We start from the raw sequence: 15,132 nt of genomic DNA, 5'->3' as shown, positions 1-15,132 counted from the left end.
TCAGGAACCCGAGACGGCCGCGGCGAGCTTCTCGAGGGAGTCCTTGAGGACGTCCGTGTCGAAGACCGGGAAGCTCAGCTTCTTGAGGATGGCCGGGTTGGCGTGCTCCCACGAGTAGGTGAGCGTCACGGTGGTGCGGTCCGAGCCCTCGGGCTGCAGCTCGTACATCCACTCCCAGCCGTTGTCCTCCACGGAGGTGCCCTGCGGGCAGGGCTTCCAGGCGAGGAGCTTGTCGTGCTCGAAGCCGGTGACGTGGTTGTCCATGGTGTAGTCGCCGCCCATCTTCTCGGCGTTCATGTTCATCACGAACACGTCCCCGACCTTCTGGATGCGCTGGTCGGTGCCGGAGACCACGGTCCCGGAGCCGTCGATCTGCGCGTGCTTGGCGGGCAGGGTCAGGACCTCGAAGATGTCCTTGGCCGGGGCGTCGATGAGGCGGCTGGCGTCGATGTGCGTGGCTTTCACGAAAGTACCTCCCGTGTCGTTGGTGCGTTCGTGTCCACGGTAGTCAGGACCGGGGGTGGGGGTTCAAGCGTTTCCGCGAGGGGCGAAGTGCCGGGGACCACGCCCGCGCTCCGCAGCCCCCGCCGAGACCCCGGCATCCGGGGTCGGGATCGGCTGCCCGGCCAGGTGCGCGAGGCTCAGCAGGTGGTGGGCGAATCCGAGTTCCGCCCGCCCCTCGAGCCGCGCGGAGGTGATGGCGCGGATCCGGTCCGTGGCCTCCACCCGCGCGCCCGTGTGGTGCAGACCCGCCACGAGTGCCTCGTCCTCGCTGCACTCCAGCGGGGGGAACCCGCCCGCCCGCTCGTAGCTCTGCGCGCGCACGCCCATGTTCGCGGCGTGGATGTGCGGATGCCCCTCCGCGAGGGTGTGCTCGCTCTGCCACAGCCGGTAGACCGCCTCGGGGCACTCCGCGGGATCCGGCTCCACGGTTCCGAGCACGGCGTCCACCCCGTGCGCCGCACGTTCCAGCTGGTGGCTGAGCCAGTGGGGCGGGACGGCGGTGTCCGCGTCCGTGGAGGCGATCCACCCGGGGCGCGGGCTCGCCGCGAGCGCGTGCCGCGCCGCCGCGGCCCGCGCACCGCCTGCGCTGCGCCACTGCCCGCTCAGCACGCCCAGTCGTGCGGCGCCCTCCGGCAGGCACGACGCCCCCCAGGCCGCCCACGCCCGCTCCACCGTCCGGTCGGTGCACGAGTCCGCGGCGAGCACCACGTCCACGCTCGGCGGTTCCACCGGCGAGCCGGCACGCAGGTGGGCGACCGCCGCGGCCACGGACGCCATGCACCGCCCCACCCGCTCCTCCTCGTTGCAGGCCGGGACCACCACCGCGACCCGCCGGATCATCCCTGCTCCCGCGGCACGGGTTCGAAGATCTCCAGCTCGAAGTCCCGTTCCCGGTGGCTCACCACGCGCCGCAGGTCCGGGCGGCGGCGCGCCTCGCGGTGCACGTCCGCCCCGTCCAGGGGCCAGTCCTGGATGGGGTGGCGCCAGTGGCACAGCACCAGGTGGCCCTCCGGGTCCAAGGCAGTAGCGCAGCGCTCCAGCAGCTCGTCCCACTGCTCGGGCGAGCAGAAGTACCCCATCTCGCTCACCACGATCAGGTCCCGGGGAGCCCACTCATCCCGCCAGCCCGCGGGCAGCACGGCGCGCACGAGTTCGACGTTCGCGGCGGCGTCGTCGTCCAGGCGGGCGCGGGCGGCACGCAGGGCGACGTCGCTCGCGTCCACCGCGGTCACGCTCCCCGCTCGCCGCGCCAGTGCCGCGGTCAGTGCCCCCGTGGAGCAGCCGAGGTCCAGCACGCGCTCGTAGTGCGGGCGCGGCAGGCAGCCGAGGAGCACCTCCCGCTTGCGCTGCTCGTACCAGGAGGTGTCCACGGCCCAGGGGTCCTCGGAGTCGGAGTGCACGCGGTCGAACACGGCCGCCTGGTCCGGGGCGGAGACCACGAAGTGCTCGGAGTCCCGGGCGAAGTGGGCCAGCACGTGCTCCCCCAGCAGCACCTCGTCCCCCGGGCGCTGCGAGAGGGGGCGCACCTGCGTGACGTGGTGGGCCAGGGCGTCCTTCTTGGCCCGCCGGTCCGCGTCCCCGAGCGGAACGCGCACCAGGCCGCGGGGCAGGCGGGAGGGCGAGCCCCAGTGCCAGTACCAGACGGGGTACTGCACGCAGCGCACGCCCCGGGCCCCGGCGGCGCGGGCCACCGTGCGGGCGAGCACCTCGTGGTCGGTGTGCCCGTCCCGCTCCCACGTGCAGACCGCCAGGGGCTTCTCCCCCTGCTCCACCCACGCCAGGTGCTCTGCCACGGGCTCCCGCAGCTGCTCCTCGGTGAGCGCACCGTCCGCGAGGGAGAGAAAGACCGGGCTCGTGCCCTCCCCGGTCAGCGCATGCACCGCAGCGGCCATCTCTTCGCGGCGCAGGGCCGCCAGCTGCTGCGGCGTGAACGTGGTGGAGTCCGGGTGGGAGTTCTCCCCCAGGGTCGCCACGACCACCCGCACCTCGGTGCCCTGCCGGACGAGCCGGTGCACCGTGCCGCCCGCGCCGAGCGTCTCGTCGTCCGGATGGGCCGCGAACACGACGGCGCGGTCCACGCCCGCGAGCTCCAGCTCCGGTGCGCGGTGCAGGGCACCGCAGCGTGCCCAGTCCGCCTCGGGGGTTCCGGGGTCCCGGTGGTCGAAGGTCACCACGGGGTGTCCTCGGGGTGCGCAGGCCCGGTCGGGGGAACGCCCTCGGTCCTCCCGGGATCGGGGTGACCCGCACCCGCGGTCCCGGTGCCGGTGGTCTGTGGCCGGCTCCGGGCGGGGGCGGCCTGTCCCTCCTGCTCCGCATCCTCCGCGAGCGCCAGCAGGGCCCGTCCCAGCGCGGCGGTGTCCCGCTCGGCGTGGTCCTGACGGATGTAGACCTGCAGGGACTCCACGCGGCGGATGTGCTCCGGGTCCCCCGTGAGCGGGCCCGGCCCCGTGGCGCGGGAGACCACGCGGATCACGGTCTCGGCGGCGTCGGCCACGGTGCGGCGCACCCGCAGGGCCCAGGCGGCACCGGCCTGCCCGTCGGCGTCGCCACCGTCCACGGCCGCCGCGGCGCGTTCCAGCACCGCCCGGGCCGTCCCGAGCGTGAGGTCCAGCTGCCCGAGGGCGGTGTGCGCGGCGTCGTCCACGGGGCGGCGGGGGTGGCGCAGCTGGCGCCACAGCAGGTCCGCGACGGCCTGCGCGCCGCCCAGCCACACGGCAGCCACTCCCATGCCGCCCCACGCGAAACCGGGCCGGGTCAGGTACCACTCGTCGCTGCCGAGCGGCTGCGCCGCGACGTCCTCGAAGGTCACGGGCACGGTCACGACCTCCGCGAGCCCGTGCGAGGTCCACTGCGCCACGGGCGCGGGCCGGAACCCGGGGTGGTCGGTGGAGACCACGAACGCGCGGCGGTGCCCGGTGCGCTCGCCGTCCTCGTCCGTCACGTGCGCCGTGACGACCGCGCGGGTCACGGAGTCCGCGAGCGAGCACCACGGCTTGGTGCCGGACAGCGTCCAGGTGGACGACGACGCCGCGCTGTCACCGTTCTGTCCCGGGGCACCGCTCTGGCCCACCGCGCTTCGCTGGTGGGTGGTGTGATCCTGTCCCGGCGCACGGTCCCGGCCGGGCGGCGTCGGCGTGGCCAGCAGCGGCTCACCGGGACCCTCCGCAGCCCACACGGCCCACGTGTCCCGCGGGGTGAGGAGGTCCTCGCGCCCGGCCTGGCGCAGGATCGCGAGGGCGTCCAGGTGCGGCTCGATGATCCGGGCGTACGCGAGGTCGGTGCGGCCCAGGGCGCTCAGCTCACGCCACAGCGCCGCGGTGCGGCCCTCCCCGGGGCAGGGCAGCTCAGCGCCGAGAGCGCGGGCCCGGTCCAGGGCGTGGTCGACGAAATGCCGCACGGCCTGCGGATCGGCCACGGGGGTCGGCGGGAGGGGAAGCTCTGCATGCGCGGACACGACCATCAGCCTACGTGGCGTGCCACCCCGCAGCGCTGCACCCGAAGGTGGTTCTCGGCGGGACCTACGATGAGGGTTCACGACGAAAGGCACGGGCATGTTCACGGTCGACCCGCACTCCACCACCCCGGTGTACGAGCAGCTCGTGGAGTGCGTCCTGCGGGACGTCTCCGCCGGGGAGCTCGTGGTGGGCGACCGGATCCCGCCGGTGCGCACGCTCGCCGCGGACCTGGGCCTGGCGGCCGGAACCGTGGCCAAGGCGTACCGCGAGATGGAGACCCGCGGTGTCATCGAGACGCGCGGGCGCAAGGGCACGTTCATCGCCCAGGGCCGGGACGACCGCGAGGCCGCCGCGGCCCAGGCCGCGTCCCGGTACGTGGACGTGGTGCTCGGCGAGCTGCACTGCACCCCCGAGGAGTGCGTGGCGCTGGTGGAGCGGGCGGTGGCCAAGCGCGTGGGAGCGTGACACGGCTCCGGCGACGCGCGTGCCGGGGCCCTGCACCGCGTCGTCGTGACCCCGCGGCGGGTGCTCGGGTCCGGTGCCGTTGCGCGCCGCCCGGAGTGGGTCCGGCGCGCACCGATCGCCGAGCCACCACACCTAGACTGGTGCCCCATGAAGTCGTTCGTCGCCCCCGTGCTGCTCGTGATCACCGCCGTCGTCCAGGCCATGGGGGTCTTCCCCTACGTGCAGGACGGCATCACGCTCGCGGGGCAGCTGCTGTTCCCCATCCTGTTCGCGCTCACGGCCATGTACCTCTCCCGCAGGGGCCGCCCGGGGGTCTTCGGCATGGCGCACATGCTCGTGCTGATCCTGTCCGTGGTCCTGGTGGTGCTGTCCCTGGTGGGCATGAGCCAGCAGCTGCCGTACTTCTACCCCACGATGATCCTGTACTACCTCGCGTTCGTCCTGCTCGTGGTGGAGTGCGGCCTGCGGATCGCCGGGCTGCCCAAGAAGGAGCGCCCCGCGGACCCGGAGCTGGACGACGACGCCGACGCCGCCCTCTGAGCCCGTGCCCACCTCCCACGCGGCTCACCCCGCGCCCCTGAGCGGCCCGTCCGTGGACACCGTGGTGGTGGCCGGGGGCCGCTCCTCCCGGCTCGGCGGAACCCCCAAGGCCCAGCTGCCCGTGGCGGGCGGCACGCTGCTCTCCCGCACCGTGGAGGCCGTGCTGCCGCTGGGTGCCGTGGTGGTCGTGGGGCCCGAGGACCCCGCGCTGCCCCCGGAGGTGCTGACCGCACGGGAGGACCCGCCGTTCTCCGGGCCCGCAGCCGCCGTGGCCGCGGGCGCCGTCGCCCTCCGGGACCTGCGCGGGCGCGCACCGTGGACCGCCGTGCTCGCGTGCGACATGCCGCGGGTGGACCACGCGCTGCCGGTGCTGCTCGCGGGGGCTGCGCGGGCGGCGTCGGACGTGGACGGCGTGATGGCGCTGTCCCGGGAGGGGCGGCGCGAGAACCTGGCCGTGGTGGTGCGCACCGCCGCCCTGGAGCGGGTGCTCGCCACGGTGCCCACGCGGGATGCGGCGCTGCGCTCGGTGTGGCGCCACCTGCGCTGGGACGAGGTCACGGTGCCCGGGGGAAGCACCGCGGACGTGGACACGTGGGAAGATGTCCATAGGCTCGAACTGGACTGAATCAGCACGCTGAGGAGACATGATGCCCGGACTTCCACACCTGCACGATCCCGCCGACCACGAGGACCAGGGACAGCCGGGCACCCACGACGACGCCCGCGAACCCGCCGTGCAGTGGGCCCCGTGGGACGAGGCCCGGCGCATTGCCTACGGGATCCCCCAGCCGCTGCCCAACATCCTGCTGCCGCTCGCGCAGTGCCAGGACGAGACCCTCGCGGAGTCCGTGACCGCCGAGATGCCCGTGCCCCACTACGCCTCCGCCGCCGCGGACGGCTGGGCCGTGGCCGGCGAGGGCCCCTGGCGGATCCGCACGCCGCAGCCCGCGGAGACGGACGAGCGCCTGCTGCTGACCCTGCCGCCGGAGAAACGGATGCTCCCCGTGGTGGAGCTCGCCGCGGGCGAGGCCACCCACGTGAACTCCGGGGACGCCGTCCCCTTCGGCACCACCGCGCTGCTGGAGGCCCACCGGGGGCACGTGGTCCCCGCGGACCCGTCCGTGGAAGCGCCGGCCAGCACCGAGCACGGCCGCAGGGCCGTGGAGGGGGACACCCTGGAGGACGCCACCCCCGCCGCTCCGCTGGTCAAGAACCAGGACGTCCGCGCCGTGGGTGAGGAGATCCAGCAGGGGGATCTGCTGCTGCGCGCCGGACGCAAGCTCAACCCCGTGCACCTGGGACTCGCGGCGAGCGCCGGTCACGACATGCTGCCCGTACGACGCCGCCCGCGCGTCACCGTGCTGCTGGGCTACGCCAACGTGGTGGAGGACGGCATCCCCGGCCCCGGTGAGGTGCGCGACTCATTGAGCCTGCAGCTGCCCGCCGTGCTCAAGGAGCTCGGGGCGAACGTGGACCAGGTCCGTCGAGTGGCCGACGGCTGCGAGGGCATGGTCTCCGCGCTGACCGAGTCCCCCATGGGCGCCACCTCGTTGCTGGACGCCCGCGCGGAGATGGTGGTCACCACCGGGGGCACCGGGCACGGCGAGGACGACCACGTGCGCCAGGCACTGGCCGAGCTGGGCGCCCACCTCGTTCTGGACGGGGTGGCCCAGGAACCCGCGCACGGCGTGATCCTGGCGAAGCTCCCGGAGGACGGGCCCGTGGTGCTCGCCCTGCCCGGCTCACCCCTGAGCGCCATGACCGGGCTGCTCACCGTGGGCCACGCGCTGATCGCCGGGGCCACCGGGGAGGGGCTGCCCGCCACCCGCCGGATCACCGCCGGGCGCGCGCTGGAGCCGCTGGGCCGCACCCGTGTGATCCCCGCCTACCTGCAGGACGGCCGGGTGCTCCCCGAGCCCACGGTGGGCCCGGCCATGCTCTCCGGGCTGGCCCACGCCGATGTGCTGCTGGTGGTCCCCGAGGACGGGATGCAGCCGGGGCAGGACATGGAGGTCATCCCGCTGCCCTGGAGGGCGTGACCCCGGCTCCGCCACTCTCCGCACCCGCCCCGTGCTGAGGCGAGCTGCCGTGCGGCGCAGCCCGGTGCTCTGTCATGCGGTGCTGTGAAGTGGAGCAAATGCACTCTGAGACGGTTCAGGATGCGTTTGCTCCACTTCACAGCGTGTGCGGCGGGGGAATGGATTACGCCGTCACGAAGAAGATGATCGCCCCCACGATGAACGTGAGGGCCGCCAGCAGCGCGCACGAGAGCTCCACCAGGATCCCCAGCCCCATGGCCTTCGCGGCCACCCAGGAGCTGGCCAGCGCCGTGCTGAGGTTGCGGTTGCGCACCGTCTCGGAGAGCAGCAGTCCCACCAGGAAGCCGAGGAAGAGCCCCACCACGGGGATCACGAACATCCCGATCACCGCACCGACCACCCCGAAGAGCAGGGTGCGGTTGGGGATCTCCCGGCGCTTGAGCCTGCTCCCGGTGAGCACCAGGCTGGACGACAGGCCGGCGATCAGCAGGGTGCCGCCCAGGGCGAGGACCACCCACCCCTCGGGTGCCTGCACCACCACGGCCCAGATGACGAGGCCGATCAGCGCGACGATCGATCCGGGCAGCACGGGGACCACGATCCCCACGCAGCCCACGATGAAGAGGAGCGCGGTCACGACGGTGGCGATGGTCTCTGCGGTCACGGGCCCATCGTACGGCGTGAGGCGCGGCTCCCCCGCCCACGGGTTCCCACCGCGGACCCCGGCCTGAGCCCCGAACGACCGCGCCCCCGCGGCTCCCCCACCGTGAGGTGAGCAGAGCCGCGGGGGCGCGGCAACGGCGTCGGCGGAGTGCGGCGCCGAAGAGCGCCGAGAGCAGTGCAGCAGCCGCCGACGGGACCGTCAGTCCATGAGCGCCCCGCGCAGGGTCCGCAGGGCCACGGACAGGGCGGCGAGCTCGCCACCGGTGTCGTCGCCGGACATGGACTCGATCTCGTCCAGGACCTCGCGCAGCCGCTCCAGCCGGTCCGCGTTCTCCTGCTCCCACGCCTGGACCTTCTCCTGGGCGTTGGCGCCCGGGTGCTGCAGGGCCTGGGCGGCGAGCGCCACGAGCGTGGAGTACAGGTCCTCGCGCATCGCGATCCGCGCCATGTTCTCCCACCGGGTGGTCTGGGGCAGGGCACTGATGCGGTTGAGCAGGTTCTCCAGCCCGTAGCGGTCGTACAGGGCGAAGTAGACGCGCGCGATCATGCGCACGCTGGTGCCGTTCTCGTCCGTGTCCTCCGCGAGGCTGTGCGCGGACGACGACGCCGCGGCACCGCCCCGCGCCCCGGCCTCCTCCGGCTCCAGGGCCGTGATGCCCTGGGACTGGGCCAGGCGGGCGACGTCCAGCAGCGCGAACGCGTCCAACAGCTCGGCCCACTCCACGGCGAGGTCCCGGGGCACGCCCTGGCGCTCGGCGAGTTCCGCCTCCGCCTGGGTGCGCTCCTGGGAGTCCTGCGCCATGAGCTGCTCGGAGCCGAAGCGCAGCGCCACGATGGGCCGGTACGTGTCCACGAGCTCCTGGATGTCCGAGTCCGTCTCCTGGCGGTGCAGGAACCACCGGACCACGCGGTCCAGCAGCCGTCGCATGCGCAGGGACATCCGGTTCCAGAGCTCCAGGGGCACGTCCGCGCCCAGCTGGGCGTGGCGGGCGGCGTAGCTCTCCAGCTCGAAGATCTCCATGGCCGCCGTGAACGCGCGGGCCACGTCCGCGAGCTCCGAACCGGAGTCGTCCACCACGCGGTACGCGAACGCGATGCCGCCGTAGTTGATGATCTGGTTGGCCACCACGGTGGAGATGATCTCCTTGCGCAGCGGGTGGGTGTCCAGCTGGTCCCCGAAGCGCTCCCGGATCTGCGCCGGGAAGTACTGGGACAGGGTGCGGTGGAACCACGGGTCGTCCGCGAGGTCGCTGTCCACGAGCGCCGCCGTGAGCTGGATCTTCGCGTACGCGGTGAGCACCGACAGCTCCGGTCCGGTCAGGGGCTGGTCCTGGGTGGCCCGCTCCCGCAGCTGCGTGTCCGAGGGCAGGAACTCCAGCTCGCGGTTGAGGTCCGCGGTGTCCTCGAGCCAGTGCATGAGCCGGATGAACATCTCGGTGAAGGACACCCCGCGGGCGCGCTCGGTGGTGAGCAGCACGTTCTGCGCCACGTTGGTGCGCAGCACGAGATCGGCCACCTCGTCCGTCATGGACTCGATGAACTCGGCGCGCTCGTCCTGGCCCAGCAGCCCGGCCTGGACCATGCCGTCCACGAGGATCTTGATGTTGACCTCGCGGTCGGAGGACTCCACACCGCCGGAGTTGTCGATCGCGTCCGTGTTGACCAGGACCCCGTTCAGAGCGGCCTCGATGCGGCCCAGCTGGGTGGCTCCCAGGTTGCCGCCCTCGCCGATCACCTTCACCCGGAGGTCCTCGCCGTTCACACGGATCGCGTCGTTGGCTTTGTCCCCCACCTGCTGGTGGGTCTCCGAGGCCGCCTTCACGTAGGTGCCGATGCCGCCGTTGTAGAGCAGGTCCGCCGGGGCCAGCAGCACGCGGCGCACGAGCTCCTGGGGACTGAGGGCCTCCACACCGTCCTCGATGCCCAGCGCCTCACGCACCTGCGGGGTGAGCGGGATGGACTTCTCCTGGCGGGAGTACACGCCGCCGCCCTCGGAGATCACGCTGCGGTCGAAGTCCTGCCACGAGGTGCGCCCGGCGCTGAACAGCCGCTCGCGCTCCTTGTAGGAGGCCGCGGCGTCCGGGGTGGGGTCCAGGAAGATGTCCCGGTGGTCGAACGCGGCAATCAGGTGGATGTGCTCGGACAGCAGCATGCCGTTGCCGAACACGTCCCCGGACATGTCCCCCACGCCCACCACGGTGAACGCCTCGGACTGGGTGTCCACGCCGAGCTCGAAGAAGTGGCGCTTCACGGACTCCCACGCACCGCGGGCGGTGATGCCCATGGCCTTGTGGTCGTAGCCCACGGAGCCGCCGGACGCGAACGCGTCCCCGAGCCAGAAGCCGCGGTCCAGGGAGATCGCGTTCGCGGTGTCGGAGAACGCCGCCGTGCCCTTGTCAGCCGCGACCACCAGGTAGGAGTCGTCGCCGTCGCGGCGCACCACGTTCTCGGGGTGCACCACGGTGTCCCCGGCCTCGCCGGAGGTCTCGGCGGAACCGCTCGCACCGCCCTCGGCACCCGGGGTGGCATCCCCGCGGGACGACGACGCCGCACCCTGCCCGGTCTCGTCCGTCCCGTTCTGCGCGGTGACCTCCTGGCCGGCACCGGTCTCCGCCTCGCGCACGATGTTGTCGGTGACGTCCAGCAGGGACGCGATGAACAGCTTGTAGGCCTCGCGCCCCTCGGTCAGCCAGCCCTCGCGGTCCGTCGCGGGGTCCGGCAGCTGCTTGGGGAAGAACCCGCCCTTCGCGCCCGTGGGCACGATCACGGCGTTCTTGACCATCTGGGCCTTGACCAGGCCCAGCACCTCGGTGCGGAAGTCCTCGCGGCGGTCGGACCAGCGCAGACCGCCGCGGGCCACCTGGCCGAAGCGCAGGTGCGTGCCCTCCACGCGCGGGGACCACACCCAGATCTCGAAGGCCGGGCGCGGCTGCGGTGCCGCGGGGATGGCCGCGGGGTCCAGCTTGAACGCCATGGTGGGGCGGTTCTGGAACACGTTGGTGCGCAGGGTGGCCGTGACCACGTTCGCGAGCGCCCGGAACAGGCGGTCCGCGTCCAGGCTGGGAACGCTCTCCAGCACCTCGGCCAGCCGCTGGAGGGCGGCCTCGCGCGCCTGGCCGCGGGCGGCGTCGTCGTCCGTGAAGCGGGAGGGGTCGAAGCTCGCGGAGAACAGCTCGGCGAGCTCGTGCGTGGCCTGCGGGTGGTCCACCAGGGTGTCCGCGATGAACTCGAACGAGTTGGGGTAGTTCAGCTGCAGCAGGTAGCGCACGTAGGCGCGCATCACGGCCACGGTGCGCCAGCCCATGCGCTCGGTGAGCACCAGGCGGTCCATGCTGTCGGACTCGGAGCGGTTGGAGAGCACCGCGCACAGGGTGTCCTCGATGAGGTCCTCCGTCTTGGCGTCCTCGGGGCCCTCGGGGTCCACGCCCTCGGGCAGCTCCACGCCGAAGTCGTAGAGCTGGAACTCGCGGCCGTCCGCAGGGGTGACCGTGTAGGGGCGCTGGTCCAGCACGCGCAGGCCCATGTTGTGCAGCAGGGGCAGCAGCTCGGTGAGGGACAGGGACTGCGTGAGGTAGATGTTCAGCCGGACCTGGCCGTCCTCGGTCTGCGCCACACGGACCTCGGCGGGCAGGTCCGGGTCGCGGCCCCACAGCTCCTCGCAGCGCTTGAGGTCCTGGATGGCCTCCTCGATCTCGTAGTCCTCGCGGTACGAGCCCGGGAACGCGTCCGCCCACACGGGGCCCAGCGCGCCGGCCTTCTCGTCCTCGAACTCCTGGCCGATCGCGCGGCCCAGGGACTCGGGCCAGGAGCGCACCGCGGCGCGCAGGCGGGACTCGAGGTCCTCGTGGTCGAAGTCCCGCACCTCGCCCGTGTAGGGCAGCCGGATGCGGAAGAACAGGCGGGCCAGGGAGGAGGAGGTCAGGCGCACCTCGAAGTCGATGGCCTCGGCGTCGAAGACCTCGAACAGCTGGGTCTCGATGCGCTGACGCACCGAGGTGTTGTAGCGGTCCCTGGGCAGGAACACCACCGCGGACATGAACCGCCCGAAGGTGTCCTGGCGCAGGAACAGGCGGGTCTGGCGGCGCTCGTTGAGCCCCAGCACGCCACCGGCCGTCTCGTAGAGCTTCTCCGCGGACATGTGGAACAGCTCGTCCCGCGGGTAGTCCTCGATGATCCCCATGAGGTCCCGCGCGGAGTGCGAGTCCGGGAGGAAGCCGAAGCGCTCGACCACGCGCTCCACCTTCTCCCGCACGAGCGGGGTCTGCTGCGCGGGCACGGAGTAGGCGTGACGGGAGAACAGACCCAGGATCAGGTACTCCCCGTCCACGTCCCCGTTCTCGGCGAACGTGCGCACACCGATGTAGTCCAGGTACTCGCGGCGGTGGATCGAGGAGCGGCGGTTCGCCTTGGTCACGAACACCACCTGGTGGTCCCGGGCGTGCTCGCTGCCCAGGCCGGTGAGCTTCTGGGCGTGGCCCTGCGTGCCCTGCTCCCGCAGCAGCCCCAGGCCCGTGTCCGGGCGGGAGTGCAGCACGGCGTCCTCGCCGTCCGCCTCGAGGTCGTAGCGCTTGATGCCCATGAACACGAAGTTGCCGTCCTCGAGCCACTCCAGGAACTCCTGGGAGGCACGGACGTCCGGCAGGCGGGAGCCGTCCGGGAGGGTGAGGTCCTCCAGCGGGGTCAGGGCGTCCGCGATGGCCTGCGCCTCACGGTGCATGGCTTCCTGGTCCTCGGCCACGCGGCGCACGTCCGCCACGAGGTCCGCAATGTGCTGCTGCAGCTCGGCGCGCGAGTCCGCGTCCAGGGAGCGGTGCAGCTCCATGCGGATCCAGGACTCCACGGCCGTCTGGGAGCCGCGGTCCGCGGGCGCGTCCCCGAGCAGCTCGTCCGTGATGGGGATGGAGGTGGTGTCACCGGAGGAGACCGCCGAGATGTTCGGCACCTCGCCCAGGGACGTGAGCTCGTGGGAGGAGGCGTCGCGCGCGGCGAGCAGCAGGGGGTGGACCACCAGCTTGGCGCCGCCCCAGTTGGCGGCGATCTCCGTGGTCAGCGTGGACACCAGGAACGGCATGTCCGTGGTGACCATGTACAGGACGGTGTCCCCGTGGTCCTCCTGGACCTCGATGCACAGCTCGTCCGCGCGGCGGGTGCGCCCCACCTCGCGGTGGGCCTCGGCACGCTCGGTGAGCACGCCGTCCCGCGCGCCTGCCATGTCCGCGTCCGGAACGGAACGGTAGTACTCGTTGATCCACGCCTGTGCGCCGCTCCACTGCGGTCGCTGCCAGACCGAGGGAATGATCTGGGTGGCTTGAGGAGAGGTCACTGCTGCATCACGCCTTAGCTGTCGTTGAGTCGGGATGGAACTCCACGGCGTGGCGCGCGAAACCCGGTCGGGTGTCTGCGGGCAGCCCTCGGACCCGTTCAGGGATCCGGTACGGCTGCACCGCCCGCGGCCACACTGCCGCATGTCTCCCCAACCCTATGACCCAGCTCGCACGGGAGCCAGACGCAGTGTGTTGTCGGAGCCTGCGTTGCAGGGTTCTACACTCGTGCGGTCGCACATTTTCCGCATTCCCCCCCTTGCACCGCACCCGGCGCGGGGCTCCGCGGTGCCCCCGTCCCGACCCGGGGACGCACCACGGCCCGAGAACGAAGGAGCAGGACCCATGACCACTGTGAAACCCGCGGACGTGGTGGCGGACGCCATCGCCTCCGGTCAGGCCAAGGCCACAGCACCCTCCGGCACACTCGTGCTGCGCGGCGTCCTGGGCGGCGCGGTCCTCGCGGCCACCACCACGTTCGCCGTGTCCGCCACCGTGAGCAGCGGCTCCCCCGTGGTGGGCGCGCTGCTGTTCCCGGCCGGGATCACCATCGTGATCCTCATGGGCATGGAGCTGGTCACCGGCGGGTTCGCCCTGACCCCCATGGCCGCACTGCGCGGCCTCGTCCCCTGGTCCGCCGTGGGCCGCTACTGCCTCATGGTCGTCGTGGGCCACGTCATCGGGGCGCTCGCGTTCGCCCTGCTCTACGCGGGCGTGCTCACGGGCTTCGGCACGCACGAGGCCGGCGCCCTCGGCACCAAGCTCGCGGAGACGGCGGCCGCCAAGACCACCGCCTACCAGGGCATGGGCCTCGCGGGCATGGCCACGGTGTTCACCAAGGCCGTGCTGTGCAACTGGCTCGTGTGCCTGGGCGTGTTCATGGGCATGGTCTCCAAGGACACGATCGGCAAGATCGCCGCCATCTGGCTGCCCGTCATGGCGTTCTTCGGCCTGGGCTTCGAGCACGCCGTGGTCAACTTCTTCGTGATCCCCATGGGCATGCTCATGGGCGCGGACGTCTCCTTCGGGGACTGGTGGCTCTGGAACCAGATCCCCGTGCTGCTGGGCAACATGGTGGGCGGCTTCGTCTTCACGGGCCTGGCCCTGATGCACGCCCACCGTCCTGCCCGCTCCGCCGCGACCCCTTCGGACGACGCCGCCGCTGCCGCCCCCTCCGCTCCCGCCACCGCCTCCGCACCCGCCACCGGCTCCGCACGGGGCACCACTTCCCCGCGGGGCGTTGCTCCTGAGCGGGGATCCACCCGCTGAGCAACGAGCACGTGGTGCCTGCCGCGTGACGCACGCGGACGCGGCAGGGCCCCTCGCACCCAGCGGTGCGGGGGGCCCTGCTCACGAACGGGATCTCGGGGGCGCCGTCGGCGGGCGGAGCTGCCAGTGAGGCGGGGCCGTCAGTGGACAGAGCCGCCGGTGGGCGGTGCCGTCAGCGGGCGGCGAGCACCTGGTCCGCGGTGACCGTGAGGACCTGTCCGTTCTCCAAGCTGGGGAGCTCGGTGTCCAGCACCCGGTCCAGCGTCAGGCGGATGAGCGTGCCGTGGGCCACCACCATCACGTCCTGCCCGGAGAAGTCCTCGGTGATCCGGCGCAGCACCGAGAGCCCCCGCTGCACCACGTCCTCCGTGGCCTCACCGTGCTGCTCCATCAGGGCGTGGCGCTCGTCGTCGCTCGTGCCCGTGCAGTCCCGGCCCTCCACGTCCCCGAAGGCACGCTCCACGAGGTCGTCGTAGGTGCGGGAGAGGCTCAGCCCGATCTGCTCCCCGATGATCTCCGCGGTCTCCCGCGCGCGCTTCAGCGGGGAGGAGACCAGCACGTCCCAGTGCTCCCCGGAGGCCGCGAGCTCCCGGCCCACCGTGCGGGCCTGCTCCCGGCCGGTGTCGTTGAGGGGGATGTCGGAACGGCCCTGCAGCCGGCGCTGCAGGTTCCAGTCCGTCTGTCCGTGGCGGATCAGGGTCAGGGTCGTTTCACTCACCCGTCCAACCTACCCCCGGCGCGCCGGCGCCCAGGTCTTCACGGTGCCGTTCCCGCGTGCGGCGCTCTGTCCGCCCCCGGTGCGCGGGTGCTCGGACGGACGACGCCGCGCCCCCGTGCGGTGGGGACGCGGCGTCGTCGTCGGTGCGCAGCGGCGCG

At 72.7% G+C, this 15,132-nt stretch carries 12 protein-coding genes; 5 read left to right on the top strand and 7 right to left on the bottom strand.

Annotation, left to right across the window (positions count from 1 at the left end; genetic code table 11):
* The 4 genes from EAE32_RS10330 to EAE32_RS10315 all read right to left on the bottom strand — a co-directional run bounded on the left by EAE32_RS10330 (position 1) and on the right by EAE32_RS10315 (position 3,964).
* Entirely contained in the window at positions 1 to 465 is a 465-nt protein-coding gene (locus tag EAE32_RS10330) for an SRPBCC family protein (RefSeq protein WP_121845236.1), read from the bottom strand.
* 63 nt (positions 466 to 528) lie between these two features.
* A complete protein-coding gene (locus tag EAE32_RS10325; protein ID WP_121865099.1) occupies positions 529 to 1,344 on the bottom strand; it encodes a glycosyltransferase family 2 protein in 816 nt (271 codons plus the stop codon).
* A complete protein-coding gene (locus EAE32_RS10320; RefSeq protein WP_121845234.1) occupies positions 1,341 to 2,678 on the bottom strand; it encodes a bifunctional PIG-L family deacetylase/class I SAM-dependent methyltransferase in 1,338 nt (445 codons plus the stop codon). The genes EAE32_RS10325 and EAE32_RS10320 overlap by 4 nt, the downstream gene beginning before the upstream one ends.
* Positions 2,672 to 3,964, bottom strand: coding sequence for an acyl-CoA dehydrogenase family protein (locus tag EAE32_RS10315; protein ID WP_243635682.1), 1,293 nt, complete (start codon positions 3,962 to 3,964; stop codon positions 2,672 to 2,674). The genes EAE32_RS10320 and EAE32_RS10315 overlap by 7 nt, the downstream gene beginning before the upstream one ends.
* A gap of 91 nt (positions 3,965 to 4,055) precedes the next feature.
* Between EAE32_RS10315 and EAE32_RS10310 the strand changes: the two genes are divergently transcribed.
* The 4 genes from EAE32_RS10310 to EAE32_RS10295 all read left to right on the top strand — a co-directional run bounded on the left by EAE32_RS10310 (position 4,056) and on the right by EAE32_RS10295 (position 7,003).
* Positions 4,056 to 4,424 carry a GntR family transcriptional regulator gene (locus EAE32_RS10310; protein ID WP_121865098.1) on the top strand — a complete coding sequence of 123 codons (369 nt, stop codon included), beginning with the start codon at positions 4,056 to 4,058 and terminating at the stop codon, positions 4,422 to 4,424.
* A gap of 147 nt (positions 4,425 to 4,571) precedes the next feature.
* Positions 4,572 to 4,964: a hypothetical protein gene (locus EAE32_RS10305; RefSeq protein ID WP_121865097.1), complete on the top strand. Its 393-nt coding sequence runs from the start codon at positions 4,572 to 4,574 to the stop codon at positions 4,962 to 4,964.
* A gap of 4 nt (positions 4,965 to 4,968) precedes the next feature.
* A complete protein-coding gene (gene mobA / locus EAE32_RS10300; protein WP_121865096.1) occupies positions 4,969 to 5,589 on the top strand; it encodes a molybdenum cofactor guanylyltransferase in 621 nt (206 codons plus the stop codon).
* Between the two features lie 19 nt (positions 5,590 to 5,608).
* A complete protein-coding gene (locus EAE32_RS10295; RefSeq protein WP_243635681.1) occupies positions 5,609 to 7,003 on the top strand; it encodes a molybdopterin molybdotransferase MoeA in 1,395 nt (464 codons plus the stop codon).
* 163 nt (positions 7,004 to 7,166) lie between these two features.
* Here EAE32_RS10295 and EAE32_RS10290 read toward each other — a convergent pair whose 3' ends face one another.
* Together EAE32_RS10290 and EAE32_RS10285 are read right to left on the bottom strand one after the other, a co-directional pair.
* Positions 7,167 to 7,667: a DUF456 domain-containing protein gene (locus EAE32_RS10290; RefSeq protein ID WP_121865094.1), complete on the bottom strand. Its 501-nt coding sequence runs from the start codon at positions 7,665 to 7,667 to the stop codon at positions 7,167 to 7,169.
* A 198-nt stretch (positions 7,668 to 7,865) separates the two neighbouring features.
* Entirely contained in the window at positions 7,866 to 12,989 is a 5,124-nt protein-coding gene (locus tag EAE32_RS10285; protein WP_121865093.1) for an NAD-glutamate dehydrogenase, read from the bottom strand.
* A 343-nt stretch (positions 12,990 to 13,332) separates the two neighbouring features.
* Between EAE32_RS10285 and EAE32_RS10280 the strand changes: the two genes are divergently transcribed.
* Positions 13,333 to 14,256 carry a formate/nitrite transporter family protein gene (locus EAE32_RS10280; RefSeq protein WP_121865092.1) on the top strand — a complete coding sequence of 308 codons (924 nt, stop codon included), beginning with the start codon at positions 13,333 to 13,335 and terminating at the stop codon, positions 14,254 to 14,256.
* A 172-nt stretch (positions 14,257 to 14,428) separates the two neighbouring features.
* Here the strand turns inward: EAE32_RS10280 and EAE32_RS10275 are convergent, their stop codons facing one another.
* A complete protein-coding gene (locus tag EAE32_RS10275) occupies positions 14,429 to 14,974 on the bottom strand; it encodes a histidine phosphatase family protein (RefSeq protein ID WP_121865091.1) in 546 nt (181 codons plus the stop codon).
* Positions 14,975 to 15,132 lie beyond the last annotated feature (158 nt).

The organism is Kocuria tytonicola (assembly GCF_003687175.1).
Lineage (GTDB): Bacteria > Actinomycetota > Actinomycetes > Actinomycetales > Micrococcaceae > Kocuria > Kocuria tytonicola.
Note: the sequence above shows the minus strand (reverse complement) of the source record. Positions and strands in the feature narration are given on the sequence as shown.